The sequence below is a fragment of the Bacteroides sp. BFG-606 genome, assembly GCF_024788145.1.
GTDB classification, from domain to species: Bacteria; Bacteroidota; Bacteroidia; order Bacteroidales; family Bacteroidaceae; genus Bacteroides; species Bacteroides vicugnae.
On record NZ_JANUIL010000001.1, the window covers coordinates 1,462,715 to 1,488,264 of the forward strand.

Sequence of the window (25,550 nt, forward strand, 5' to 3'; positions counted from 1 at the left end):
CAGATTAGAAATTAAATTTAAGTCCGGCCCAATATGAGCGGGTGGATGGGTAGGCTGCACTTAACTGCTCCGGGTCGGCAAATCCGATGTTGTCCAGTGAGAATAAGTTCGTTCCTTGCAAATACACTTTTATATCGGCAAAATGGGTAAACCGCTTGGGGATGTTGTATGCTATCTGCAAGTTCCTCAATTTGATAAACGAGCCGTCCTTGAACCACATTGAGTTGGCACGGTAGTTATTGGCGTTCGACTGCGTAGTCAGACGGGGCATTGTGGCCTGTGCTGCATTTTCGGGCGTCCAGGGAGTTTCGTTGTCAAGGAATGTTTTGGAGATGTTCCCATTATTCACCAAAGGCTTGTAAAGCGGCGAGTCGAGTAAGTTGACTGTATATCCGGTGAGCCCCTGGAAATCGGCGAAAAGCTCAAATCCTTTGTAAGCCGCGTTCAGGTTGAAGCCGAAGTAGAAACGCGGTATATTGGTTCCGTACATTTTCACTACATCCTGTTCGTCAATTTGGTTATCGCCGTTCTGGTCTTTATATTTAAGATCCCCCGGACGGCAGGTGGAGAATGTCTGGACCGGACTGTTGTTGATTTCCATCTGATTCTGGAAAATGCCGGTTACTTCCAGTCCGTATTTCTGGCCTACACGGTTTCCTTTCGTATAGAGATAGTCATACTGTTGAAAAGCTTGGTTATCGTTAATGATTTTGCTGTCGACATAAGAAACATTGGCACCTATGGAGTAGCTGAAATCCCTTATTTTATCTTTCCACGTCAACGAAGCGTCGAATCCGCGGTATTCTTGTATCCCTTCATTCACTTGGGCTACATTGATACCGATAATTCCTGAAACTGTATTGGAACCGGATACGAGAATGTTGCTTCTGCGTTCAAAGAATCCTTCACAGTAGAGTGACAGGCGGTTCCGGAGAGCATTTAGCTCAAAACCGTAAGTCGCTTTCTTCGATTTCTCAATGGTCAAGCCGATGACAGGCAGGTCACCTTCGGCAAGGCCGTAGTAAATGCTGGCATTGTTCGTGAAATAATAGTTTCCGGCATTCGCGTTGCTGAAAGATTGCAGGTACAACTCATGGGACATATTGCCGTCATTCCCGGAGATTCCGAATGAACCGAACAGTTTCAGATGGTCAACGTAACTTCTGACTTTCCCGAAAAACTTTTCATTGGAGACAATCCACGCTCCCGATACGGCGGGGTAAAGTTGAAAACGTTCTCCCTTGGGCAGATAAGCCGTGCCGGAATAGTTCATCACGCCGCTCAACGTATAGCGGTTGTCGTATGTATATGTAGCTGTCACAAGTGCCGACTGGCGTTTGCTGCTCTTGTTGCGTCCACTGCTGGTGTATGATTGCTGGTCGTAGATTAACGCACTGTTCAGGGAGTGTACTCCTTGATGATGTACATAGCTTATTTTTCCCTGAAGAGTGGAACGCATAAACAACGACTTGAAATCTTGCCCGTGTCCCAGTGTCTCGCTGTCTTTTCCGGAGATGAGCGGGGTTGTTTTTAATGTTCCGTCACCGGCAATGGCAGGTTGCAGGTCTTTGTAACGATATTCCTTGCTGGAAGCGTCGAACATAGATCCTATATTGTCGAATGCGAGCGACACCTCGGCTGAAAGGCCTTTCAACACTATGTCGAGATTCTGTTTCAATGACATATCAGCCAGCAACTTGCCGTATGTAGTCCGCATATTGCCGGTATCGGTCAGCATAGCCACCGGATTGCCGGTGGTATAAATGGCGTTGCCGCCATAAATGCCGTCCGAATAGCGGATCGGGAAAACTGCGGAAGGGAGCTGGTACAATACATTATAGATATTCATCGGATTGCCGGATTCCTGATTGTTTTCTACGGCATACGAACCGTTCGTCTCCATAAGCTTGCCTGCGATACCTAATCTGAAAAGAGTAGTAGAGGTAATGTCTACATCCACATTGGCACGTAAATTCAGGCGTACATCTGTGGGGGATGCGTTGAAGCGTTTGTCACTTCCGTCAGATTTCAGGAAGGAAGTGTCATGCATATAATCTACCACCGAATAATAGCGGAAACGGTTGCTGCCGCCGTTGAAAGTCAGTGTAAGACGATGATTCAACGCGGTATTGTTCATGCTTTCCTTCCACCAGTCTACATTCGGATATTCTTCAGGGTAAGTTCCATCGCGAAAAGCGGCAAGTTCCCAGTTGTTATATTTCTCATTCAGTCCGTCCAAACGCAAGGCGGTATTCATGGCCGTGGCATAGGTGTGTGAATCGGCGAACTCGGGCGAGCGGAACTGTGTGTTGATTCCGAACTGGTAGCTTGCTCCTACGGTCAGTTTCCCTTCCGAACCCCGTTTGGTTGTTATAAGAATTACGCCGTTGGCTCCACGTACACCGTAGAGCGCAGAGGCCGCTGCGTCTTTCAGCACTTCGCACGATTCTATTTCGGCTGCCGTGATGTCTTCTATGTTTCGCGGGAATCCGTCTACCAGCACCAATGGATTATGTCCGTGGATGCTTAATGAAGAGACGTTGGTTGCGCTGGAGCCTGTTCCCTGGTAGACATTGAGTCCGGCGATGTGTCCGTAGAGGGCTTTCGACACATCTATCTCGGGCGACTTCAGGAACACATCAGCGCCCAAGCCTATTACTGAATAGGGGCTTACAGCTTTCGGGAGCATTATCTGATATCCCAGATGTATGCTGTCAGCCGGAAGAGCGGAGTGGTCTTCATTCATATCCTGTGCAGACACCGTCATCAAAGCTCCTCCGAATAATACTGTCAATATATATTTTTTCATTTTCATGTATTTAAGATTATGCGTGTTTACCAGCCGGGGTTTTGTGTCATACCGTAGGCTTTATTAATCTCGTTTTGTGGTATGGGTTGCAAATACCACTTCGTGTCCCAGTTGGAAGACCAGTATCTGGTTGTCGGCAACTTGAATACCTCTTTGAAAGTAAATGCAGTCGGATTATTGGCATCGTTTCCTGTGGTAACAAGTCCGTAGAGTGTCTTTTTGAAGTCCTCTGCCATCCCGCGGCGTACCATGTCGAACCAGCGGACTTCCTCGAAGCCAAACTCCAATGCACGTTCTTTCAGGATAGCAGTCAGGAACTTTTTCTTGTCCATGCCGGAAGTGGGGATGGCTGATAATCCTACCCGGGCGCGGACTTGGTTAATGCAGCTATAGGCTGTTGCCGTAGGACCGTTGTTCACTTCATTCAGAGCTTCTGCATAACTTAGCAATACTTCGGGGAGGCGCAGATAAGGCCATTGTACCGGACGATTGTCGCGTACTCCTTTGTCCGTCAAAATAAACTTCATCATAAGGAATCCTGTACCGTCATTTCTGTAATTGGGATGATTGGTATATATCGGCGGGGGAGTTCCGTTGAAATATTTATCTCCGGGAACGGCTACCGTCTCATAAAGTCGGGGGTCGCGAAGAGGTGTTCCGTCAGCATCGAAGAACGGTTGTTTGGACGGGTTACTCCAGTTGAAGTTTTCATCAAAATCCTTGCCATCCGCCCAGGGGAACATATTCACGTAGTTCAATGTGGGCCCCGAATAATAACGTTGGTCATAAATATTCTGGTGGATAGAAGGGGCATATCCGCGTCGGACGGAAATCAGGACTTCAGTGCCGCCTCTGTCATAATATCCCGAACGGTAGGCGAGACGGCGCGCTTCGGGAGTAGCTTCCGTCGGCATAGTCAACCCGTATTCGCCATTCAGGTCTAGTGCTTTCATAAAATCATCGCAGGCCGTCACGACATCTTTCCAACGCTGTAAATCATAATTGCCGTAGCACGTGTATTCATTGGCATCTTCCCTCCACTTCGGACCGTTGAAGGTGGGACTGGCGGCAAAAAGCAGGACACGGATTTTCAAACCCATCGCGCCGGCTTTCGTCATGCGTCCGTCGTCTATATCCTTTTGTTTCCAGTTCAGGTAAGGAATCGCTTCGTCCAAAAGCCCGATGATATGTTTGACAGTGGCGTCAAATGTGGCACGGGGAAAATTCATATCATCGTTGGGGTCGACATATGTTGTCAGAATGGGCACTCCGCCTACATAACGTAACATCTCGGCATAGCTTAAGGCTATCAGCGTCTTTGCTTCGGCAATCCGTTCATTCCGTTCCGCTTCGGTCATGTTGGGGACTTTGGGCAGATTTTCGATATAGAGGTATGCATAACGGATGGCATGGTATTCTAATTGGGAACCGAAACGGTAGGCTTCACATCCCTGCAAATTTGAGGCGATATTGGGACTTAGCATACCATTATAATATAGATTGACAGGCCCGTCACTACTCATATTCCGATAGCTGCTATACAAATCTGTCAGTGCTTCAAGAATGTTTACTCCCAGTTTGTTGTATCCGGCTCCGGACTTGGTTGGAAGTCCGTAAGGCAAATAGCAATAGGCTTGTGTGAGCACTTTGTCCGCATTGGCTTTGGAGTTGAACATAGAGTCAAGCGTAGCACCGGAACTTTCCGGTTGATCTCCTAAAAACTTATCGCCGAAAGTAAGGTCCGAACAGGCAAACAGGCTTACTCCGATTGACCAGACGGATAGTATTTTAATCATATTTTTCATCTTGTTCATTATTAGAAGTTTATGTTAATCCCTAAACTATAAATCTTCACTAGCGGGTAAGAACCGTTATTGTTACCTAAACTTTCCGGATCCATGATATCCAGTGGGGAGAAAGTCAATAAATTATATCCGCTTATAGACAAACCGAGCGTATTGGCACCAATGGCTTTCAGGAAACGTTTCTTGGAGAAGGTATATCCTATGGAGATTGTTTTCAGGCGGATATAAGAGGCATCGCGCAGCCAGAGAGTCGAGTTCTCGGAATTCCATGTCTCGGAAGTTTCTGCGGCACGCGGATATTTGGCGCCCAACTGATTTTCGGGAGTCCAGCAATCCTTATAGAAGTACTCCAATAAACCGCGTTTGCCTGTATTGGTGAATGGAATACGGTATTCTATCTGAAGCATCTTGTTCACATTCGTGGCTCCGGACCATTGCATGGAGAAATTGAAACCTTTGTAGTTGAAACCGGCATTTAATCCGAATACATATTCGGGACGTTCGGCGTAACCTGTGGTCATTCTGTCATTGCCATCCACCACCTTGTCACCATTCAGGTCGGCGTACATACAGTCGCCGGGAGCGACACTGACAGCAGGTTGCGGCAACGCCGGATTCAGTTTCAGATTGCCATTCTCGTCCTGCGTGAAGTCACTATACTGATAAAGACGGATATACTTGTAAACGTTGGTGGAACGTCCTACCGAACCGCCGGTTTGATTCATGTAATCAAATTCGTTGGGGACTTCATCCATGTAGAGAATCTTGTTACGGGCAAATGACATATTTGCGTTGATATAATAACGGAAATTGTTTTTAAGAGTCTCGTTCCATCCCAATGACAGCTCATAACCATGATTGTCCACTTTACCCAGATTCAGGTTGGGTAGTCCGGTTGCTATAATGCTTGGAGTCGATTTAGGAGATATCAGAATACCTGTACGTTTCTCGTAGAACAGGTCTGCGGTTAATGACAGGCGGTTTCTCAACATTTTCAGCTCAAGCCCGTAATTCTGCTTGTCGGCTGTTTCCCAAGAGACTTCCGAGTTTCCCGGCACTCCCATTGCATATCCCGGAGCACTTACAGGATTGGATACGCCGAAACTGTATTCTCCGCTTTGTGTCCATGTGCTGGGCATATACATGAAGCGGGTATTTGTTCCGGTGTCACTACCTACCCGGCCATACGATGCCCGCAGTTTAAAATAATCAAGCCATCGCAAGCTCTTCATGAAAGGCTCTTCCGACAGCACCCAACCTATGGAGGCGGCGGGGAAAAGTCCGTAGCGGGTTTTTCCGGGAGCAAAGTTCTCTGAACCGTTATATCCCATATTCACATCTGCCAGGTAGCGGGATTTGTAACCGTATGTAGCGCGTCCTACGAAACCTACATAGCCACGGGGCAGATACTGGAAACTGGCTACCGTGCCGTCTGCATATAATGGATAATAGTTGCGGGACTGGTTGTACAGGAATAGAGCGCTCACTTTATGATCTCCGAATGTGCGGTCGTAGTTGAGGCGTCCTTCAATATACCAGTTGCGGTCGCGTTTATATGATTCAGCATACGACAATGGGGTGGAAGCATCACCGTCGCCACGACCTACATAAACAATGGTTTTATCAAAGTCCGGGTCAGTCTGGGACAGGTTACTGTTTTCCAGGGTCGATTTGTAATAGATGAATTGTGATTCGACATTCCCCCCTGTGCGATTCTTGTTCAGTTGGAACTGATTGTCATAGGAACCTTTGATTGAAACGGACAGCCCTTTGGTAAGCATATCGAGCTTTTGGGTAATATCCACATCCATATTTAAGGTTGTCACATACTTCTGCTTGTAACCGGTTCCCCAGTAAGTACGCAGACCGTCTACATTTGCGCCCCCCACCGGCGTATAGCTGACAGGTACAATCGTGCGTGTTCCGTTTACAATGCCAAGTCCGGAAAAAGGAAGTGCCCAGATTTGGGTATAAACAAACGGGTTCTGTATATCTTCCGTTGTGTTAGGCTCCTGTTGCTGACCGACATTGCCACCGATATTTAATTTCATGGTAGTAGTACGGGTTAGCTGGAAGTCCAGATTGGCGCGATAATTATACCGGTTGTACTTATAGTTGTTATTGTAAGGGAGTTCGTTGAACTGTTTGAGGATACCGTTCTGATAAAGATAACCGATAGATACAAAGTACTTCACCGCATCCGTTCCGCCTGAAATATTGATATTGTTTTTGGTTTGCAGGAAGAAATCGTTGTATAGGTAATCAGACCAGTCTATACTGGGATGCAGCGGGTCTCCGCCTGTACGATAGGCTTCGATAGCTTCACGGGTGAAGAACGTAGACTTGGCGGCACCGTCATTCTGCTGTTTCATATTCCAGAAACGGGCAAATTCATAACTGCCTGTCTGCTTGACAAAGGATAGCGGTTGCTGCACACCCGTGAGGGAGCTGACATTAATCGTCGGTTTCCCGTTTTTTCCACGTTTGGTAGTTACCAATACTACCCCGTTCGCACCGCGTACTCCAAATACAGCCGTAGAAGATGCATCTTTCAAGATAGAAAGATTCTCGATTTCATTCGGGTCGATTTGTGAGAAATCCCGTTCCACGCCATCTACTAATATCAATGGGGAAGAGGATGCGCTGGATAAAGAACCGACACCGCGTACATATATGGAAGCGGCGTCACTACCCGGTTGCCCGGAAGTCTGCACGGTAGAAACTCCCGGCAGTGAACCTGCCAGTACATTGGTAATGCTGGCAACAGGAGATTTTATCAGTTCTTTGGAGTCAATCGAAGACAGGGCACCGGTCAACGTTGCTTTGGATTGTGTTCCGTATGCGATGACCACCACTTCATCCAATGCTTTCGAGTCATCTTCAAGCAGGATATCAATCTTTCTTTTTTTCCCTACTATCTGTTCCTGTGAACGATAACCGACAAACGAAAAGACTAATACCGATTTTTCATCCGGGACAGTAATGGTATATTCACCATTTAAATCCGTAATGACGCCAACCGAGGTGCCTTTCACCATAACGTTTACACCGATCACTTCCATTTTACTCGCATCAATAACTTTACCGGTTATTTTAATCCCGCTTTGCGCGAAAGTGTTGGTGATGCCACCGACAAAGAAGAGTAAAGGAAGAATAAAGAGACGAATCCATCTCCGCCATTGTTTTCTACATTTTCTTTTCATGTAATAAAATTTAATTAGATTAACAACGATGATCTTTGAAAAACTCTATCCTCGACCGGGTTGAGAAACTTTTCAAAGAAACTTCTCTGCAAATGTATCACTCTGATGATTGCGGGATGTTTCAAAATCATCGTATTATATCTTGTTTTGTTCAAAAAGCGATTTTATCACTATTTCCGGGGACTGTAACCAGGATTATTACAGTCTTAAAATGTATGTTGGTTAAAACAATATTCTTTCTGCCGGAAAGAATGGCAGTATAGGTTATTTTCTGAATATTGCCAGGGTAAGCTCCATGCAGACTTTTACTGATGTATAAATATTTGAGTGGCAGGTCGGTTTGCTGGCTCTGAACTGATTTTTGAACTATTTACATACAAGATATATATAAAAATGTTACTTTTGTTGCTGAAAGCATTTCAATTCAAACCGTAATAAGTCCTACTTATGAAAAAGATCCTTCTAACTTTGCTATTCATGTTAAGCGGTTTTATACTTCCTGTTCACGCGGTGCATTATTATTATAAGCAAATAGCTTTGGGAGACGGCTTATCTTCTACGGTTTATTGTACATTGGTAGATAAGCAAGGTTTCGTTTGGATAGGAACACAGGCGGGTTTAGGAAGGTTTGACGGATATGAGTTGAAAAGTTATGTGCACGATCCTGACAATCCTTATTCTCTTCCTGATAACCTGATTTATAATATTGTAGAAGATAAACAGCATAATATCTGGGTGTTGACAGAAAGGGGGATTGCCTGTTATCAACGTCAAAGTGATAATTTTATAGTCCCCACAGACGAAAAAGGGAAAAGGATCATTGCTTTTTCTTTCTGCCGTTCCGCTGAAGGTATGTTTTTTGGTTCTTATAATAAGGTGTATCATTATAATTATAAAGACTCTTCACTCCGATTGGTACAGCAATTCAGCACAACCCCCAGTTACAGTATTATGGGGCTGGAATTTTGGGATTCGCACACTTTGCTTTGCTGTAACCGTTGGCAGGGCTTACGCCTGTTGGACTTAACCACGGGAGAATGTAAACGTGCTCCGTTTAAGAGCGAATCCGAAATTGTCAGTATGATTATCGATTCACGGAACCGGCTATGGGTCGCTTCGTTTAATAAAGGCTTGAATTGCTTCAGCCATAGTGGTGAATTACTGGCTTCTTACACCACCCGTAATTCTTCATTAAACAATGATATTATTTTAAGCATGGTTGAACGGGAAGGGAAACTGTGGATTGGAACAGATGGCGGTGGTATTAATGTGCTGGATTTGGAAACCGGTGAATTTACAATATTGGAGTATATTCCGGGCGAAGAAAACTATTCACTTCCTGCCAACTCTATCCTTAGCCTTTATAAGGATAAAGATAATAATATCTGGGCCGGCAGTGTCCGGAATGGTCTGATTAGTATCCGGGAAGTATATATGAAAACATATACCAATGTGATTCCCGGCAATGCTAATGGATTGAGCAATAAGTCAATACTTTCTCTTTATCAGCAGAATCCCGACCGGATATGGATTGGGACAGATGGCGGAGGTATCAACTCTTTCAATCCTTATACGGAGAAATTCACTTATTACTCTTCTACATGGAAGAACAAAATAACTTCCATTTGCGGCTTTTCTTCGGGAAAACTATTAATATCTGTGTGGGCTCAGGGAGTGTTTGTCTTTGATCCGGAAACCGGCGAGAAAAGCCCTTTTACGATTGTTGACAGAGAAACGACAGAGAGGCTTAACAACCGGGCGAAGATAATCAATCTCTACCAGAATTCTCCTAACACAGTGTTGCTGCTCAGAGACCAGATTTATCAATATCATCTGAAGGAAAAGCGGTTTGATATCATCGATAGGGAAAGAGAGGATGGCTCTATCGGTGCTATGGTACCGGTAGCCCAAAAGAGCGATAAGACTTATCTGAATGATCTCAGGTATATTTATGAATTGGATCATTCAACCAATAAGTTGAGTAAACTGTTTAAAAGCAGGGGAGATACCGTTATTCATTCTGTCGCTCAAGATGAACATGGCAATTTCTGGATAGGGAATAACTATGGATTAAGCTATTATGATGTTGTTTCCAAGACACAGAAACGCATCTCTACCGTCTTGTTTACAACTGTTTCCCTGTTAGCTTATGATAGTCAGGGCAGATTGTGGATAGGAGCTAATAATATGCTTTTTGTCTGGCTTACAAAAGAAAAGAAGTTCATTCTTTGGGGAGAATCGGATGGAGCGTTGTCTAACGAGTATCTTTCTACTTCCCGTTTGTCCAGTGAACAAGGGGACATCTATATGGGAGGGGTAAAAGGATTGTTGCGTATCAACTGCGAATTGCCTTTTACTACATCCGAACTGCCCCAACTGCAATTATCTGATATTGCTGTGAATGGAGAATCCGCTAATGATAAGTTAAGCGGTAATCCGGCAGGTATTTCCGTGCCTTGGAATAGCAATATAAAAATCGGTATAATGTCGAGGGAGAAAGATATTTTCCGGAAAAAGCTCTATCGTTACCAGATACTGGGACTGAAGGAGGAGTATATCGAATCATATAATCCTGAACTGACATTGCATTCGCTTCCTTCGGGGAATTATGATATTCTTGCATCGTGCACAAACAAAGACGGTAGCTGGACTTTTGGCTATCAGGTGTTGGCATTAACTGTCCTGTCGCCGTGGTATCGGACGTGGTGGTTCATCTGGTGCTGTATACTTCTTGTGCTAGGAGGAACCTTCATGGTATTCTGGATCATATTAAAACGGAAGAAGGAAAAGCTGAAATGGGCAATGAAGGAACATGAAAAACAGATGTATGAAGAGAAAGTGCATTTCCTGATTAATATTAGTCATGAGCTGCGTACACCGCTGACGCTGATTCATGCTCCGCTAAACCAGATATTGAAATCGCTTTCGTCTTCAAATACTTATTATCTGCCTTTAAAAGCAATCTATCGTCAGTCGCAGCGTATGAAAGACCTTATCAATATGGTACTTGAAGTACGTAAGATGGAGGTCAGTGAAAGCAAATTGCAGATACAGCCTTATCTCCTTAACGAGTGGATAAAAGATATTTCGCAAGATTTCGACAGTGAGGCAAACGGGAAGGGCGTATCTATCTGTTATGAGTTAGATGCCCGTATTGAAAAGGTATATTATGATAAAAGTAAGTGTGAGATTGTTTTCAATAATCTGATGATTAATGCATTGAAGCATAGTCCGTCGGATAGTAAGGTTACGATTGTCACAGAGTTGCTTCCGGATACTGAAAGAGTGCGAATCTCGATAGTTGATCAAGGTTGCGGATTGCAGAATGTAGATATGGGCAAGCTCTTTACCCGCTTCTACCAAGGGACGGGGGAACAAACCGGAACCGGTATCGGGCTTTCTTATTCCAAAATCCTGGTAGAACTGCATGGGGGCTCAATTGGTGCACGAAATAACCTCGAACACGGAGCTACCTTCTTCTTCGAACTGCCTTTGAAGCAGAATGAGAAAGAAATAGTCCGTCTGCCTCAGAATTATCTGAATGAATTGATGCTTAATGATAGCAGCTTTATTTCTTCTGATGCTGAAAACTTTGATACTACGCCCTATGTTGCACTGGTGGTAGATGATAATCAGGATATGGTTCATTTCCTGGCTAAATCATTGAAGAGCTATTTTAAACATATTTACGTTGCTTCGGATGGTAAAGAGGCTCTTCAACTGGCCGGGAATCATAATCCGGATATTATTATCAGTGACGTAATGATGCCTCGTATGAATGGTTATGAATTATGTAAATCCATTAAAGAGGATATAACGGTGAGCCATATTGCGATTATTTTACTTACTGCGAGAGATGACAAACAAAGTTTGCTGAACGGTTATAAGAATGGGGCGGATGGCTATATAACGAAACCTTTTGAGATAGATATGCTTATGGCACTTGTCCGTAACCGATTGAAAAGCAGGGAGTATTCCAAGAAAAAATATATGAGTCTGGGGCCTGTCCCGACACCGGAAGAGACGACTTTCAGCCAGGCTGACGAAACTTTCTTACTCCGGCTGAACAAGATTGTTATGGAGAATCTGGATAATCCGGACTTGAATACTCCATTCTTGTGCCAGACAATCGGTATGGGAAGAACCTCACTTTATAATAAATTGAAGACTCTTACCGGTATGGGAAGTAATGATTATATCAATAAGCTCCGAATGGAAAAAGCGATATCGTTCCTTATTAACAATGATATGAGTATCACAGAAGTTGCGGAGAAGGTGGGATTTAGTAACTCACGTTATTTTAGTACTGTGTTTAAACAATATACCCAAGAAACTCCAACAGAATATAAGCAAAAGATTATCCGGGAAAGAAAGGGACAGTAGTTCGTTTGCCTCAGTGGAAGTGTAATTCAAACTCTGTCTGGTTTCTATTTTGTTTTAAATCTCAGCAAATATAATTTTTTTCTTTGTGTTTGAAAAGTAAAAAAGGATTATATCGTTAATGGCATCATTGTGACGCCTCAAAGGAGTCAGACGGTGAACAGTTTATGAATGGATCTGTTTAACTTGCGCTCGCGTGTCTAAAACGCACTGTAATCATTCATCTTTAAATGATATTGTGACCGGAAATTTGTATCTTAGCGCCATGTTGGGTTGCTAATCCGAACCATATATGTTTGTATAATACTTCTAAAATAAAAAATGATGTTTCAGAAACTTGTAGCTATAGAACCGGTCAGCTTGGTTCCGGCGGCCGAAAAAGCGTTGTATTCATTTGCAGATCAGGTGGTGATGTATCCTGATATACCTGCGAATGATGATGAAATAATTGTCCGTATCGGAGGTGCTGATGCGGTGCTTTTGAGTTATACCTCCCGTATCAACCGATATGTACTCGAATGTTGTCCGAATGTGAAATACATTGGAATGTGTTGTTCACTCTATTCTCCCGAAAGTGCCAATGTCGATATTCGTTATGCCAATGAACGAGGTATCACGGTAACAGGTATCCGGGATTATGGTGACGAGGGAGTGGTGGAATATGTAGTCAGTGAGTTGGTGCGCTGTTTGCACGGCTTTGGACAGGAACCGTGGGAAGAATTGCCTCGTGAGATCACCGGATTGAAAGTCGGAATAATCGGATTGGGTAAGTCTGGCGGCATGATAGCGGACGCCTTGAAGTTTTTTGGTGCTGATATTTCATATTATGCCCGCAGTGAGAAAGAAGCGGCTACTGCCAAAGGATATCGTTTTCTGCCATTGAGGGAACTCCTTTCAGAGAGTGAAGTCATTTGCTGCTGTCTTAATAAAAATACGGTTTTACTGCATGAAGAGGAATTTAAGCAGATGGGTAACCGGAAGATTTTATTCAATACCGGTTTATCACCGGCATGGGATGAGACTGCTTTTACTGAATGGCTGGAAGGTGACAACCTTTGCTTTTGTGACACGATAGGCGCATTGGGGGATGAGCAACTTCTCAATCATCCGCATGTACGTTGTATGCAGGTGTCTACTGGCCGCACGCGTCAGGCGTTTGACCGCCTGAGCGCAAAAGTACTGGCCAATCTGTCAGAATACAATGGGTGAAGCGATATTAATCAGGGTGCTCACTACTGACCACCCTGCAATATCCGATGTAGCACTATAAATGTCTACCACGGCATGCACCTGGTCATTTTTGATTTCTACTCTTTGCGTATCTCCTACAAATCCGGGAGTAGACTGTATAGATACCTGCATATTCTCCGGACCGACAGAAGCCCGTGAGGCGGCAACTGTAACATTCACTTTCGTTGGAAAGAGGCGAATAGCTTCCGCAGCACTTCCGGAGAAGACGGTACGCTGCTCCGTTTGCAAAGAATCATCATAAACGGGAGTTCCTTTGAGTCCATTCGGACCTTTTTCATTGAAGAAGCGAGCCGTCGTATTTCCCATCAGGGAGGCAGTTCTTAAAACATCGAATCCACCGGTAGCTCCGGATGCGATATAGACCCGTGTACCATTTGCCCTGGCGGTTTCTGTCACTTCCCGATAGAATGCCTCATCTGCCAAAGCACCGATAGACAAAGTAACGACAGACGTTCCGTTTCTCAATGCCGGCAAAGCCAATTCCCGCATGGCGGCAGGAGAGGCCGATTCTACCAGATAATCAGGCTTTAATGCCAATAACTCTTCCAATGTGGCGCAAGCAATGCAAGGCTTTCCATGTTGCTGCATTTTATTTGCGATGTGCGCTGCTTTTGATGCCGTACGCGAATAGACACCTACCAGATAATAATCTGGTAATAAACCTTTGACAACTGCATCCGCAACGATTTCTGCAAGTCGTCCACATCCTACAATGACTAATCTTTTCATGCAACAAAGATAATACTTTTATTGGTAAGAGCTTTAGTTGCTAATATTGTATTCGAATATCAGATAACATACTAGCAGGTACAGGATAAGGAACAAAACAGTTCCGATTCTCATTTTCAGCTCTTTCCGGGTAGGATGCAACCATTTTATAATCCGTGTGCGCAGGGTTTCGGGCGGATGTCTGAATAATCCTGCAAGTTCCTCAAAGGTCTTGCAGGCGTAGACTGTCCGCCTGAAATCATCTCTGCTGCCCCAACCTTCCTCTCTGAACCATCGGGTTTTGGGGTATCTTTCCGCTATCCGGTCTTGCAGCTGCTGCAAGGAGAGAGATTCGGGATTGTCTTCGTATTCCTGTTCGTAGTATATCATGCCTGTGAATCCGCCTGTGAATCCATGTATACCTTTCCATTTGGTCATGTAGGAGCATTTGACGATGTATTTTGTTCCGGTGGCATCAATAATCATATCACCTTTCCACCCGTTGGCTTCTTTTAGCATATCGAGTTTCGTTGTCTTGTTCTCTTTCTCTTTCCAAAAGACATAGACCCTGTTGTCGTTCGGACTGGACCAAAATATCGGGTATTTTAATTTTGCTTTCATCGTTATTCCGGAACAGGATGATTCATGTATAAGTGCTGCTTTATATTTATATCAAGGCTCTTTACATCAGGACTCTTCGATGGGTAATGCCACTTTCAGATTCGGATAACAGTCGCCCAAGCGTTTTAGAAAATCATTGGCAATGACAATGGCCTTTACCGTTTCTTTCGCGTCTACCGGAGTTTCGGGAATGTCTGTGAAAATCAGGCAGGAATAAAGGATGAGTTCAATCGCTTTTCCGTCTGTCTGCAAAGAGAGCTTATAGGCTTTTACATTTTTGCCGCGTGCCTGGGCTTGTGCTTTTATCTGTCCCTCCAAAGGATATACGGCGAGTCTTGAGTTTTTGAGTTGCGTGGGTTCGAATATCAGATGCTTGTCTATTTCACCATCGGTGTCCGTGTCGAACAGGTGCAGCTTATCACCGCTTAATACCAGATATTTGGGAGTTGCCACGGTGGTGAAACGTACGGTTCCCAAAGTGGCCATTCCTTTCAGTTTATCTTTCACCCCGTCTTTGAGGGCATCTACCATATTGTGCTCGGTGTTGGCATAGTTGAAAGCGTCGATAGGGTTTTGCTCCATCGCTTTTTTCAGAAAGGGGAGTTCGGATGTCAGAAATTGGTTCTTGTATAGTGTCGCATTTGCAAATTCTGCTTTGAAATCGGTGCTGTCTACTGTCTGAACCTGCTGGGAGATTTTGCTTTTTGTATAAAACCAATATCCCAAAGACAGGATAATGCAGACAATCGGAATAAGCGAATAAATGTTCATGAGTTTTATTTTTAGGTGTCCGTACTATTTTTCTTCTTCCTCGTTGTTATCCTTCTCTTTTTTCACTATGCCCAGAAGTCCCAGGATAAAGTCTTTCAGGTAGGATAGCAGGCCTATGACTATCAATGCAGCAAAACCGTAGAAAAGAAGGCTGCCACCCCATTTGTCCCAGAATGTAGGTTCGGGGATGAGGCTGCTAAGTTCCTTTACATTCAGGTCCTGCCGGATTGCTTCGGCATATTCGTCGGAGATGTCATAGTACGTATCGGGTTTTGATTCGGAAAAGAGTACGAGCGTACGTTTGCCGTCTTTCTCGATATATCCTAAATCCAGATGAGTGCCTTCGTCCGTCTTATAATAAGAACTGTCGGGGAGGGTAGCTACTTTCGGGATGTCGTTACTTACAGGAATCCTGATTCTGCGTGCTTCGGCATTACTGCTCATCAAAAGACCGGCTATGACGGTCAGAATAAATAAAATCTTTTTCATAATCATTGTAATTTAACGTGTTAATAACTGATAGAGGAACAGCGTTTGACTGTTTTCTTTGTTTGTAATAATTTACTTTATATGCTTTTTTGATTTAATTGAAAGTTAGATTCCGCACGGTGTTATTTTTCCAGATAAAGCTGAAACAATCATCCATATCTTCTCTGACGAATGTAATTTCCCAACCTTCATTGTCCTTGTCGGATGGATTTATCGCTTCCGGATAAAAATGATCTTGCCAGGAAGCATATATTTCTTCTTTATGTACCAGGCGGCTTTCATTAGGCAATATACTGTCTAATCGGGCAGTTATGGATGCCCAATTTTTCAGTAATGCCCGTAATTCTAATAATTGTTGTGGTGACGGCGCTGAAGCATTGCCAGCCATTGCAATGACCGTTTCCGCTGAATAAGATGGCAGTTGAAGGGTGGTAAACCAGTTGTAATGGTCATTCTGCCACCAATCACAAACTTTGCCGGAAAAGATGCCTAAATCTTCCACCTTGTATTCTTTTCTCGTTCCCAGTAAAATCGTTACCAGTGTTTTGAAAAATCCCTTTCTTTTCCGCAGTTTGTCTACTTCCATATAGTGCTTGTTTTATTACATTATAACTACCATTCTTTGAATGATAGTGCCAAAGTTATAAAACAATTCCGAAAAAAGTAAACGGTCGTTTCTTTTTTATCTTTTTTTGCATAGATAGTCTACGTGGAAGGGATATGGTATGTATTGAATAATACAGTCTAGCTTTTTAATAAGGAGTAAATAGCATGTAAATGTTTGGAGAGTAGCTGGGTATCCAATCCGCCCAGGAATGCCATCTCAAAGGACAGTCCCATGTAAACCTGCCGGAACATGACTACCGCTTCTTCAACGTCTACATCTTTTTTCAGTTCTCCTGTTTGTACGGCGCTTTGGATGGCGGCACGCCAGTAAGCATAATCGCTGGCTACGAGATTATGGAGCTTTTCTTTGGCGTCAGGATCATATTGGATTACTTGGAACAGAAAATGAAAATATTGGGCGTGATATGAAAACTTTTCTGGTGCCACCTTATCTGCACCTATCAGCTTGCCCAGCATATCCATCGTCCGTTGTACACCTTTCACGTATTCGTCTATAAATTCGGCAAACGTACCATTTGTTTCGGTGAATTTGTTTCGTGGATTTTGCGTGCTGAACCAAAACCTGTCCACTACGGCAATGAATAGTTCCTGTTTGTTCTTGTAGTATTTGAATATGCCGGCTTTCGACATTCCGAGCATCTTTCCAAGTTCCGCAAAACTAGCTTTTTCATAGTTCACGGACATAAACAGTTTGAACGCAGCTGTCAATAAATCATCGCGGGTAATTTTCATATCACGGCAGTCTTTTATATTTTTTACCCCCGAAAATACTATTTTATCGGATAGCTTGCATAAAAGCGGGCAATAGATTAACAAAAATAAATCAGGAAATGCCGTTAATGAATGAGCGAAAAGTTATTTTTTAGTAAATCACCTTTCATTCCTTTTCCTAATTTATGTGCTGTTTATAGCTGAAATACGAAGAATTTCTCTACATTTGTCTGGTTAATCTCTGTTATCTCATACTCATTAAAGTCTATCCGCCCCATGAAAAAGAACTGTCTATTTTGCCTTTTGCTCTTCTTTTCTTGTCATTCAGCTTTTGCTGATGAACGCTTGGACTCACTGTTAAACGTACTTGATAAAACGATTAAGGAAGCCGATACTTATGTGCAGATTAAAGAAAACAAACTCCATGAGTTGAAAAGAGAAGCCCGAAAGACAGCTCCTCTTTCTATTGAACGCTATCATTTGAATAACGATATCTATCTTGAATATAAAGCATACAGTTCTGATTCTGCACTCCATTATCTGAATGAAAACTTGCTGCTTGCAAGACAGTTGAATGATAAAGAGAGAGAACTTAAAATTCAATTGGAGTTATCTTATTTGTTATCTTCCATCGGAATGTATATGGAAGCGGCAGATATATTAAATTCCATTGATCGCCAGACCCTTCCAACATCTCTTTTGGGCCATTATTATACATGTTATGAACATGTATATTCTGAAAGCGGGAGCCGCACAACCACGATATAAAATGTTTGCTTCCCGCTATGTAAAGTTGAGTCATGTATATCGGGACTCTATGGAGGTTACTTTAGATTCGTCTTCGGCTACTTACCTGTGGCTGCGTGAGACACAGCTAAGAGAGGCCGGAAAATATGATGAGGCTATGGAATTCAGTGACCGCCGACTCGCAGAAGCTTCTTTTGGCACTCCCCAATATGCATTGGTGGCTTATCAACGTTTCCGTCTTTTTGAGAGCATGGGCAAGAAAGACGAACACTTATATTATTTAGTACTTTCAGCTATATCAGATGTACGTTCCGCCATTAAAGAACAATCTTCTTTGATGGTACTGGCACAAGAACTGCATGGCAAAGGAGATTTGAAACGTGCCTATGACTATATCAATTTCTCATGGGAGATATCACAATTTTATAAAACGAGGTTGCGGAGTTGGATGAATATCACTCCGCTTTCCATGATTAATGGGAATTATCAGGATATTATCAAGCAACAGAATCGGGAACTGCTGATTTATATTACGTGTGTAGCCTTGTTGGCACTACTGTTGGTGGTAGCGTTAATCTATATTTACCGTCAGATGAAAGCCCTTTCCATCGCCAAAAAAGGATTGCAGGAAGTAAACGAACGGTTATTCTCTTTGAATGAAGAACTCGAAGAAGTGAACCGCCATCTTCGTTCCACCAATCTGGAACTTTCAGAGTCCAATCTCATTAAAGAAGCCTATATCGCCCGTTTCTTTAAATTGTGTTCTGTATATGTAGACCGTTTGCAAGCATACAGAAAGCTGGTAAACAAGAAACTGCAACGTGGGCAAGTGGCAGAATTGTTGAAAATGACACATCTTAGCAATGATATTGTAACCGTTGAAGTGCAAGAATTGTATGCGAACTTTGATTCTGCTTTCCTGCATCTCTTCCCTAACTTTGTGGAATCGCTCAACGAATTATTGTTGCCCGAAGAACAGATTGTCTTGAAGCCGGATGAATTACTGAATACCGAATTGCGTATTTTTGCTTTGATACGTTTGGGAATAAAAGACAGTTCGCAGATTGCAGAGCTTCTGCATTACTCGGTAAATACGATCTATAATTATCGTTCAAGAGTGAAGACCAAAGCACGTGTTTCACGAGATGATTTTGAAGATTTGGTGGCAAAAATCCGTTAATAAAATCTGTGCCGAATCTACCTTTTAATGTGAGCTTGTTAAGTATTAATATGTTTATTATCAGATAGTTATTTCTTTGAGTGGATTATGCATTTCCACTTATATTCCCTTTGCTATTTTTTATCGGGGCATTTCCCTCTATTTTTGTCATAACCGAACGGAACGAACTGATTCCGCTTTCGGGAGTTCTTTTTTTATTAACCTTTATAGAAATACAAATGAAAAATGAATTACTGCATTTTTTTGTTCCGGAAAAAGGAAGAACAAAACGCCGGCCTATAAGCTGGATCTGCTGTTGGGCTATTCTATTGGGGATAGTTTGCAACGCTTGCTCTGACGATGATCCTGTGAAAAAGAATCCTTACCTGCAAGTAAGTACTCGTGCCATGCTGAAAGAGGTGGTAGAGGTCAAATTCAACAACATTGATGGAAATACCGATATTACTGTCGATTTTGGTGACGGGACGGTCAAGGAGGGGAAAGCTGCCACCCCTATCACTTATGCCTATACTCAGAGTGGTGACTACACGCTACACGTTACGGCAGGTCAGTATGAGGTGCAGAAGAGAATCCGCATCTATAATCTATTGGCGTTGACGGAGGCGATGAAGCAATTCAGAGAGCCGGATAACAAAAAAGTATGGGTCATGACACACCGGGCACATACGTCCGACAGGACAGTTCCCGAAAATTCAGTCTCTTCCGTAGAGGATGCCATTGATTCTGGAGCTGAAGTGATCGAGTGTGATACTCATGTGACAAGTGACGGAGTAGTAGTGGTTTGCCATGACCAGACGATCAATGCTACAACGAATGGCACGGGGGACATCACGAAAATGACCTATGCGGAAATACAGAAGTACAACTTGAAAGACCGGAACGGTCGGGTGACTGATGAAAAGATGCCTACTCTGGAAGAGTTTCTGAAAGCAGGACGCGGTAGAATCTATTACAATCTCGACTACTCTCCGCGTACAGCAACTTCGCAACAAGTGGTGGATATCGTGATGAAACTGGATATGATGGAATCTGTATTTTTCTATTGTAACAGTGCGCAGAAGGCGGAAGAAGTATTGGGTATTACTCCCAAGGCACATGTGTATACATGGACAGGAAGTCATAAACCGATGATAGGATTACCGGGCAACTACTTCGTGCAATACAGCTACCTGACGAATGGGAAAAGCACTCCTTTGGGAAGTTCAATCAATGATGGAATGCTTGCTACGGTGAATATGCTTCCTGCCAGTGGCAGTAGTGTGTCCGAATGGACGTTGAACGAGACTTATCTGGATGAACTCTTGCAAATCTATCCGATGGTATGTATGATACAGACGGATTTACCGGACTTGTTGATTCCGGCATTACAGGCAAGAGGGCTTCGTTAACTTTATCATCTAATATAAAAATCATCTATTTATGAGAAATATTTATTGTAGAACGTGTACCTGTCTGTTAGGTATAGTGCTGATGCTGTTTTCCGGCATCCAGGCAAGAGGAGCTTCTTGGGAAGTGCAGCAGGAACGTAAAATATCCGGTACGGTGATCGATGAAAAGGGGGAACCTGTCATCGGAGCTTCGGTGGTGGTTGTAGAGACAAAGCAAGGTAGCATCACCAATATGGACGGTAAATTCCAGGTGAGTGCTCCGCAGAACGGACATTTAAAAATCTCTTATATCGGTTATGAAACACAAGAAGTGGCTATCAAGGACCGGCAATTACTAAAAATTGTGTTGAAAGAAGAATCCACTGCTTTGAATGAAGTGGTAGTGGTGGGTTATGGTACGATGAAACGGAAAGAAATGACTTCGGCTATTTCGCATGTCGGTGCGAAAGACCTGAATCAAATATCCAGTCTCGATGCTTCCATGTTGTTGCAGGGAAAGGTATCCAGTGTCTCTGTTTCCAATACGGCTTTGGCCGATCCGAATAGTACGGGAAGTATTCAGATTCGTGGTATATCATCACGTAATGCCGGGCTGGGTCCGTTGATTGTTGTAGATGGAGTGCCGGGAGGTGATATGACGAATATTAATCCTGCGGATATTGAATCTATCGATGTATTGAAAGATGGTGCCGCTTCTGCTATTTATGGTACACGGGGTAGCAACGGTGTTATTCTTGTTAATCTGAAAAAGGGAACCCGTGACGGGGAAGTGCATACTACTTACAGTGCTGCCGTCACTTTCAATAAAGCAAAGAAAGAGCTGGACATTATGAATGCGGAGGAATATCGTGCTTATCGTACGGTGTCTAATCCACTTTCTGATATGGGAGCCAGTACAGACTGGTTTGATGCCGTTACCCGTTTGGGAGTGACACACATGCACACGTTAACCTTCTCCGGAGGTAATGCGAGGACCAATTATCGCGTAACAGCCGATTATCGTAAAGCGCAGGGAATCGACCTGCGTTCCGACCGTCGGGAATATGGTGCACGTGCCACCATCAGCCATACAACGAAAGATGGCTTGTTTACGTTCGCAGCCAATATGACTCCCCGTGTCATCGACCGGAACAAGTCAGCCAGTGTGTATGGCAGCGTTATTAAGAATAATCCGACGATGCCGGTTTATGATCCCGAATCAGCTAATGGGTACTATCGTTTTCCGTCCGGAGGAGATAGTTCGAATATTGTTGAGCAATTGAATGAGGAAGAAAATGGTACGGAGATTAAATTGTTGGAATGGAATGCTACTGCTGCCGTTAATTTGCTGCCATTGTTTAATCCTGCAAACCCGAATATGGTCTTGAAATCGCAGGTTACTGTTTCACAGTATCAGGTGGATAAGTTCAACGGATGGTTCATACCATCTACTTACGGTCCTAATGTGAATTCGGGCGTTGCCGGAAAAGCGAGCCGAGACTTTGATAAAAACACCAATAACAATCTGGAATGGGTGACCAACTTCTCTACACGTATGAAGGATCACCAAATCCGTGCAATGGTGGGTTATAGTTATAATTACGGTGTAAGTTCGGGTATGGGAGCCGAAAACTGGGATTTCTCTTCCGACGGCTTGACGTATAATAATCTGGGCTCCGGTCTGGAAGCAGCCAAAGAGGGAAAGACCATGATGAGTTCTTATAAGAATGACCATAAACTAATCAGTTTCTTCGGACGTGTTAATTATGACTGGAAAGAGCGCTATCTGTTTACTTTCTCTTTACGTCACGAGGGCTCTTCCCGCTTCGGTGAGAATCATAAATGGGGTAATTTCCCGGCTGTATCTGTCGGTTGGCGTATCTCGGATGAAAAATTTATGAAAGGATTTTCATGGATTGATGACTTGAAAGTGCGTTATGACTATGGTGTAACCGGTAATCAGGAAATTGGTAACTACCAGTCTTTGGCTACTTATAAGGCTTATGGCTGGTATCAGTATGGCGGTAACAACTTCCATGTATGGGGGCCGAGTAAGAATGTCAATTCGGAACTTCGTTGGGAGAAGGGACACAACCAGAACATCGGTTTGGACTTCTCGCTCCTCAAACACAAGGTGACCGGTTCATTTAACTATTTTCACCGTAAGCAAAGCGACTTACTCGGTAGCTATTCCGTATCGGTTCCACCTAATTTGTTCTCTACAATCTATGCCAATGTAGGTACATTGCGCAATACCGGTTTCGAGCTTGATATAACAGTCAATGCTGTCCGGACAAAAGACTTCACTTATAGTTTCACATTAGTGGGCGCTACTAATAATAACAAGTTTGTCAGCTTCTCCAATGATGTGTACAAGGGACAGAAATATTACTCCACCTGTAGCATGGCAAACCCCAATAATCCGGGATATTTGCAGCGGATTGAAGAGGGAGAGCGTATCGGTAACTACTTCACATACCGTTATGCGGGAGTGGATAAAAAGGGTGACTGGTTGATTTATGACAAGAAGGGAAATGTAATCCCTGTATCCCAAGGTACGGAAGAAGACAAAGCAGTAACCGGAAACGGTTTGCCGAAATTCACCGGTTCTATGACGCACAACTTCACTTACAAGAACTTTGATTTGACTGTTGCTCTCCGTGGTGCTGCCGGATTTGACATCTTTAACGTGCACGATTTCTATTTCGGATTACAGAGTATGAGTACCAATCAGTTGACCACCGCTTATTCGAAGAATGCCCATATCACAACAGGTAAGAATGTGATTACCGACTATTTCATCGAACCGGGTGATTACCTGAAGATAGACAACATTACTTTAGGATATACGATGAACCTGAATAAGAAGTACATCGAAAAGATACGCCTGTTCGGTACAGCTAACAATCTTTATACGTTTACGAAATTTACGGGTGTAGATCCTTCTACATACGAAGTGAATGGACTGACACCGGGTACTTTCGGAGGAGGATACAACTATTATCCATCTGCTTTCCAGTTTATTTTAGGTTTACAAGTAAGTTTTTAAAAGAAAAACAATTATGAGAATAACAAAATATATTATAGGATTGAGTATGATGGCAGGTACAGTGTTAGGCCTACCGTCTTGTACTGATCTGTCGGAAACGGTGTATGACCAGGTGATGTCCAAGAACTATTATAACACGAAACAGGATGTTATCAACGCTGTCTTCCGTCCTTTTGAACACATGTACTGCTGCATCTGGATACGTCATGAGAATGAAGAACTACCGGCAGACCAACTGATTACTCCTACTCGTGGTACTTGGTGGTACGATGGAGGACTGTGGGAAATGTATCATCGTCATCAATATGATGATATCAATCAGGGGGACTGGTTGAGTGAATGGGACAACTTTTATGTAGGCATTGGTCAATGCAATATGGTATTGGATGACTTGGCACAGTTGAACCCGTCTAATTTTGGTTTAAGCGACAGTGAATTTGAAAGTTTTAAAGCACAGCTGCGTTGTATGCGTGCCTGGGGTTATCTCCGTCTGTTGAATACACATCGCAACTGCATTTTAACGACCACGTCGGATCAGGCAGTGAACGAACTACCGGAAAACCGGAAACAAGTTTCTCCGCAGGTGATGTTCGATTTCATCGAAAGTGAATTGAAAGACTACTGTCTGACAGCTTTACCCTCCAAGAGTGGACAATCCGGCAATGGCAGCCAGCAGGGACAGTTTACCAAAGCTGCTGCGGCATCTTTATTGGTACGTCTCTATCTGAATGCAGAAGTATGGATCGGCCAGGCCAAATGGCAGGAATGTATCGATATGTGTAAACGTATCACTGGGGGAGAGTTCGGATATTATGCAATTGCTGATAATTGGTATGCACCTTTCGATTGGAATAATGAAATGTGTAATGAGGTAATCTTTGGTTTCCCCGGTTCTTATGGACTGACCAGCTGGCATCTGCAAAATGACAGAAGAACGGTTTACGGCCGTGGTTTGCCTTATGGCAGTGCGTATTACCTGAAGATAGAAGGAAATGGTGAACGGAATCCGAAATATGCACTTTCACCGAGCTATGACAACCAGCAACCACGCGAATTGTTTGACTATAGCTTGGGAATGGTTACCCGCAAATTTGTTAAATATCAGGGAGATATACGATATAAGCAATATATAAACACGGGTAATAACACACGTGAAGGTATGTTCTTTCTTGAAGGTAAGATTGCCAACTCCGCTGTCAGTGGAGGATATGCCAAGAACCCGGATAATCAATATGTGATTTATTTGCGTGACCAGGTCGGACGATTTGAGGGAAATGCAGAATCAGGCTATATCTCCAATCCGGCTTATAAGGAATCCAAGTTGGGCAATGGTGACTTCAACTCCGGGCTTTACTGTGTGAAGTATCCTTTCTATCCGTTTACCGGAGGTTATTATATCGAGTCTGACTACACGGAGATTCGTTTGGCCGAGATTATTTATTCGCAGGCTGAATGTCTTCTCCGTCTCGGACAGGCGGGTGAGGCTGGCAAGTTGCTGAACAGCGTACGTAAACGCAACTATGAAAACTTTACAGCGAATATCGCTTATCAGCCGGAAGGTAACGTTGTGCTCGATCTGAAAGAAATGTTGGATGAGTGGGGACGGGAATTTCTGGCGGAAAGTCGTCGGCGTACAGATCTGATCCGCTTTGACAGGTATCAGGAAGCATGGTGGGATAAACCACGAGATGCAGACGATCATTATGAGTTGTTCCCCTTGTCGCAGACGCAACTGGAACAGAATGAATATCTGAAACAGAATCCCGGTTATCCGGATATTTCCCGGTGAAATCGGTGAATTTGCGATTATTCTTATCTAATGTACAAGTTAA

The 25,550-nt window shown here is 43.5% G+C and carries 14 protein-coding genes and 1 pseudogene; 6 read left to right on the forward strand and 9 right to left on the reverse strand.

The window, feature by feature from the left end; genetic code table 11:
* Nucleotides 1–4 precede the first annotated feature (4 nt).
* Genes NXV01_RS05275 through NXV01_RS05285 form a run of 3 tightly spaced genes read right to left on the reverse strand, consistent with a single transcriptional unit; the run spans nt 5 to nt 7,817 of the window.
* Nucleotides 5–2,809, reverse strand: a complete 2,805-nt coding sequence (locus NXV01_RS05275) for a SusC/RagA family TonB-linked outer membrane protein (RefSeq protein WP_259021854.1) — start codon at nt 2,807–2,809, stop codon at nt 5–7.
* A gap of 26 nt (nt 2,810–2,835) precedes the next feature.
* The gene (locus tag NXV01_RS05280) at nt 2,836–4,614 is read right to left on the reverse strand and encodes a RagB/SusD family nutrient uptake outer membrane protein (RefSeq protein WP_148365421.1); all 1,779 of its coding nucleotides are present in this window, start codon (nt 4,612–4,614) and stop codon (nt 2,836–2,838) included.
* An 11-nt stretch (nt 4,615–4,625) separates the two neighbouring features.
* Nucleotides 4,626–7,817, reverse strand: coding sequence for a TonB-dependent receptor (locus tag NXV01_RS05285; protein ID WP_259021855.1), 3,192 nt, complete (start codon nt 7,815–7,817; stop codon nt 4,626–4,628).
* Nucleotides 7,818–8,264: 447 nt separating this feature from the next.
* Here NXV01_RS05285 and NXV01_RS05290 point away from each other — a divergent pair, with 447 nt between their 5' ends.
* Both NXV01_RS05290 and NXV01_RS05295 read left to right on the forward strand, forming a co-directional pair.
* On the forward strand, nt 8,265–12,200 hold the full coding sequence (locus tag NXV01_RS05290) for a hybrid sensor histidine kinase/response regulator transcription factor (RefSeq protein ID WP_259021856.1): 3,936 nt from the start codon (nt 8,265–8,267) through the stop codon (nt 12,198–12,200).
* A 321-nt stretch (nt 12,201–12,521) separates the two neighbouring features.
* Nucleotides 12,522–13,406: a D-isomer specific 2-hydroxyacid dehydrogenase family protein gene (locus NXV01_RS05295; RefSeq protein WP_234131822.1), complete on the forward strand. Its 885-nt coding sequence runs from the start codon at nt 12,522–12,524 to the stop codon at nt 13,404–13,406.
* Here the strand turns inward: NXV01_RS05295 and NXV01_RS05300 are convergent.
* From NXV01_RS05300 to NXV01_RS05325, 6 genes are all read right to left on the reverse strand, one after another.
* On the reverse strand, nt 13,389–14,177 hold the full coding sequence (locus NXV01_RS05300; RefSeq protein WP_217721737.1) for an aspartate dehydrogenase domain-containing protein: 789 nt from the start codon (nt 14,175–14,177) through the stop codon (nt 13,389–13,391). The genes NXV01_RS05295 and NXV01_RS05300 overlap by 18 nt on opposite strands.
* Nucleotides 14,178–14,210: 33 nt before the next feature.
* A complete protein-coding gene (locus tag NXV01_RS05305; RefSeq protein ID WP_217721736.1) occupies nt 14,211–14,777 on the reverse strand; it encodes a hypothetical protein in 567 nt (188 codons plus the stop codon).
* Nucleotides 14,778–14,843: 66 nt separating this feature from the next.
* Nucleotides 14,844–15,548, reverse strand: coding sequence for a hypothetical protein (locus tag NXV01_RS05310; RefSeq protein ID WP_148365433.1), 705 nt, complete (start codon nt 15,546–15,548; stop codon nt 14,844–14,846).
* A gap of 24 nt (nt 15,549–15,572) precedes the next feature.
* Nucleotides 15,573–16,043: a hypothetical protein gene (locus NXV01_RS05315; protein WP_217721735.1), complete on the reverse strand. Its 471-nt coding sequence runs from the start codon at nt 16,041–16,043 to the stop codon at nt 15,573–15,575.
* A gap of 88 nt (nt 16,044–16,131) precedes the next feature.
* Nucleotides 16,132–16,623 carry a hypothetical protein gene (locus NXV01_RS05320; protein ID WP_148365434.1) on the reverse strand — a complete coding sequence of 164 codons (492 nt, stop codon included), beginning with the start codon at nt 16,621–16,623 and terminating at the stop codon, nt 16,132–16,134.
* Nucleotides 16,624–16,781: 158 nt separating this feature from the next.
* Nucleotides 16,782–17,396, reverse strand: a complete 615-nt coding sequence (locus NXV01_RS05325) for a TetR/AcrR family transcriptional regulator (RefSeq protein ID WP_217721734.1) — start codon at nt 17,394–17,396, stop codon at nt 16,782–16,784.
* 255 nt (nt 17,397–17,651) lie between these two features.
* Between NXV01_RS05325 and NXV01_RS05330 the strand changes: the two are divergent.
* From NXV01_RS05330 to NXV01_RS05345, 4 genes and pseudogenes are all read left to right on the forward strand, one after another.
* Nucleotides 17,652–19,302: pseudogene (locus NXV01_RS05330) on the forward strand (DUF6377 domain-containing protein).
* A gap of 218 nt (nt 19,303–19,520) precedes the next feature.
* Entirely contained in the window at nt 19,521–20,690 is a 1,170-nt protein-coding gene (locus NXV01_RS05335) for a glycerophosphodiester phosphodiesterase family protein (RefSeq protein ID WP_258978958.1), read from the forward strand.
* 31 nt (nt 20,691–20,721) lie between these two features.
* Entirely contained in the window at nt 20,722–23,718 is a 2,997-nt protein-coding gene (locus tag NXV01_RS05340; RefSeq protein WP_195649822.1) for a SusC/RagA family TonB-linked outer membrane protein, read from the forward strand.
* A 13-nt stretch (nt 23,719–23,731) separates the two neighbouring features.
* Nucleotides 23,732–25,507 carry a RagB/SusD family nutrient uptake outer membrane protein gene (locus NXV01_RS05345; protein ID WP_259021857.1) on the forward strand — a complete coding sequence of 592 codons (1,776 nt, stop codon included), beginning with the start codon at nt 23,732–23,734 and terminating at the stop codon, nt 25,505–25,507.
* The last annotated feature ends 43 nt before the right edge of the window (nt 25,508–25,550 follow it).